The organism is Bacillota bacterium (assembly GCA_040754675.1).
Classification (GTDB): domain Bacteria; phylum Bacillota; class Limnochordia; order Limnochordales; family Geochordaceae; genus Geochorda.
The window spans coordinates 1-2,692 of the sequence record JBFMCJ010000544.1; the positions used below are offsets into that span (position 1 = coordinate 1).

Sequence of the window (2,692 nt, forward strand, 5' to 3'; positions counted from 1 at the left end):
CGGAGGAGGTCTACTCGCAGCCTGCAAGCGCGACGGTGGCCCAGCTCACGGGAAGCCCGCCCATGAACCTCATCCCGTCTCTCATTGAAGATGGCTTCGCCAGGGCGGACGGGTTCTCGATTCCCGTTACGGGCGCGTCGGGACGGGTTCTTCTGGGCATCCGCCCGGAGGAGATCACCCTCGGGGGCCGGCTGCCGGGCAGGGTGGAGGTCGTACAGCCGCTGGGGCGCAAGATCATCGTGGAGCTTGCGATTGGCCAATATAGCCGCCTCAAGATGGCCGTACCCTCGGGACCCCAGATTCGGCGAGGGGACGCTGTGGGCGTGGGCTTTTCGCCAGAGTCCGTTCGGGTCTTCAATGCCGATACGGGGGAGCTGGTTCCCGCCGCCCCCCAGGGGCCTCCGGTACCCGTATGAGACCGTCCGCCTTGAGGCGCTGCTTGTGACGGCCTCCCGGCGGTCCCCCGCGAGGCCGCGCCTCAGCGGGCCAGAGCGCTTGCCCCGGGTCCCTACCAGTCTTCCTCGAGCCCGACGGCCAGCCGCACTGAGGAGGCCTGCGCCTTGGGCCTGAACAGCCAGCGGAGCTGGACGTACAGGCCCGAAAACCACCCCGGCTCCACTACCATGACGGGGCCGAGGCGGTCGGTTTCGAGGCGGGAGTTCCAGATCTCCGGGTAAAAGGCGGCTGCCAGCGACCCGTACCGGAAGCCGATGCCGTTCAGCGCCCTCTGGCCGCTCCAGGGGATCACGGTGTCGGGGAAGTGCCGCAGTGTGTAGTAGACGCCCAGCGACGGCCGGCCTGTCCGGTAGGACTCGAGGAGCCCGGCGAGGCGGAAATCCCACTCGTAATACTTGCTCAAGGTACCCTGCAGGCTTCCTGAGAGGGTCGCGACCCCGAGTTCGCTCGGCTGGAGGGGCAGCCGCACGCCCACGCCCCAGTCGAGGCCGATGACGTCGGGTTCGTTGAGGCTCCACATGAAGCCCGCGCGCCACTGGGGGTGCGGCCTGGGTTCGAGCAGCGCCGATGCGGGCCGCGCCAGGAAAAGGGGCACAAACGCCGCAAAGGCGAGCGCGAAAAGGCGCACTGCGCCGGCAATGGCTTCATGCGTGCGATGCGAATGGGCGTTCAAGGGCCTTTGCCTCCTCCCTGAGCAGCCTGTTAGACGGAGGGATGGTTATTCCTTCCGTCTTCCCGGCTCAGCACGGTTGCGCAGCTGGTCGAGGCTCTTGAGCACCTCGTCGACGTGGCCGTCCACCTTGACGTTCTCGAAGATGCGGGCGATGCGCCCTTGCGGATCAATGACGAAAGTGGTGCGCAGGGCGCTGGTGCCCTTTTCGTTGAGCACGCCGAGGTTGCGGGAGATGGCCTTGTCCCGGTCGGAGATGAGCGGAAAGCGCAGGCCGCACGCGTCGGCAAAGCTGCGGTGGGACGCCTCGCTATCCACGCTGACGCCCACCACCTCGGCGTCCCGGTCGCGCAGCTCCTCCAGGTGCGCGTTGAACGCCTGTGCCTCCCGCGTACACCCGGGCGTCTTGTCCCTCGGGTAAAAATACAGGACAAGCCACTTTCCCAGGAACTGCCTGGACGACAGGCGGGTTCCCGCCTGCGTGGGTCCCGCCACTTCGGGCATCACGTCGCCGGCTCGAACTGCGACGGGCACCTCTACCTCGAACCACCTCTCCACATGGGCTTGCGTTCGCGCGGCCGGCATATTCTGGATGGTTTTCGCCTGGCCTTTCAAGGGATCGGCGCGCGCCGGCCCGAATCTGACCCGAGACAACCACGCGGAAGCTAGGGCACGCCCTGCCGGCGGCCCGAGGAAGGGGACTCGCTGGGATGGATCTGGGTCTCAAGGGCAAAGTGGCAGTGGTGGCAGCGGCCTCTCAAGGGCTCGGCCTCGCGGCGGCCCGGACTCTGGCGGCCGAGGGGGCCAAGCTTGCTATCTGCTCGAGGCGCGCCGAAGCCATCGAGCAGGCCGCACGTCAGCTGCGGGAGGAGTTCGGCACGGACGTCCTGGCAGTGGTCGCCGACGTGAGCCGCTCGCAGGACGTTCAGCGCTTCGTGCACGAGATCGACCGCCGCTACGGCCGGGTGGACGTGCTCGTGACCAACTCCGGGGGGCCCAGGACCGGCAGCTTCTTCGACATGGAAGACGGGGACTGGCAAACGGCGTACGATTTGCTCATCATGAGCGTGGTGCGCATGGTGCGCGGGATCGTGCCCTTGATGCGTCGCACCGGGCGGGGCGGCTCAATCCTGGCCCTCACCTCTTACAGCCTCAAGGAACCCATCCGCGGCCTCATCCTGAGCAACACCATGCGGGCCGGGCTGGCGGGGCTGCTCAAAACCCTGGCGGACGAGTTGGGCCCCGAGGGCATCCGGGTGAACGTGATCGTGCAGGGACGGTTCAATACGGAGCGCATCCGAGAGCTCGACCGCATCCGTGCGTCGAAGGAGGGCACGACGCCCGAGGAGGTCATGCGGGAGTACACCCGCATCATTCCGCTGCGCCGGTACGGCGAGCCGGAGGAACTGGCGAAGGTCATCGCCTTTCTTGCGTCCGACGCAGCGAGCTACGTGACGGGTGCGGCGTGGACCATCGACGGAGGCCTCACCAAGGGACTGCTCTAATACTGCCCCGTTCCATCGGTAACGTTCGGAACGCCGGGGGCACGGCATTGCGGCCCGGGCG

The 2,692-nt window shown here is 67.3% G+C and carries 4 protein-coding genes; 2 read left to right on the top strand and 2 right to left on the bottom strand.

Features of this window, described 5'->3' with window-relative positions:
- A partial coding sequence (locus AB1609_20525) for a TOBE domain-containing protein (GenBank protein MEW6048829.1) occupies positions 1-416 on the top strand: 416 nt, incomplete at its 5' end.
- Positions 417-508: 92 nt separating this feature from the next.
- Here the strand turns inward: AB1609_20525 and AB1609_20530 are convergent.
- Positions 509-1,129 carry a hypothetical protein gene (locus AB1609_20530; GenBank protein ID MEW6048830.1) on the bottom strand — a complete coding sequence of 207 codons (621 nt, stop codon included), beginning with the start codon at positions 1,127-1,129 and terminating at the stop codon, positions 509-511.
- Between the two features lie 45 nt (positions 1,130-1,174).
- Entirely contained in the window at positions 1,175-1,660 is a 486-nt protein-coding gene (locus AB1609_20535) for a peroxiredoxin (GenBank protein MEW6048831.1), read from the bottom strand.
- A gap of 176 nt (positions 1,661-1,836) precedes the next feature.
- Between AB1609_20535 and AB1609_20540 the strand changes: the two genes are divergently transcribed.
- The gene (locus AB1609_20540; protein ID MEW6048832.1) at positions 1,837-2,631 is read left to right on the top strand and encodes an SDR family oxidoreductase; all 795 of its coding nucleotides are present in this window, start codon (positions 1,837-1,839) and stop codon (positions 2,629-2,631) included.
- Positions 2,632-2,692 lie beyond the last annotated feature (61 nt).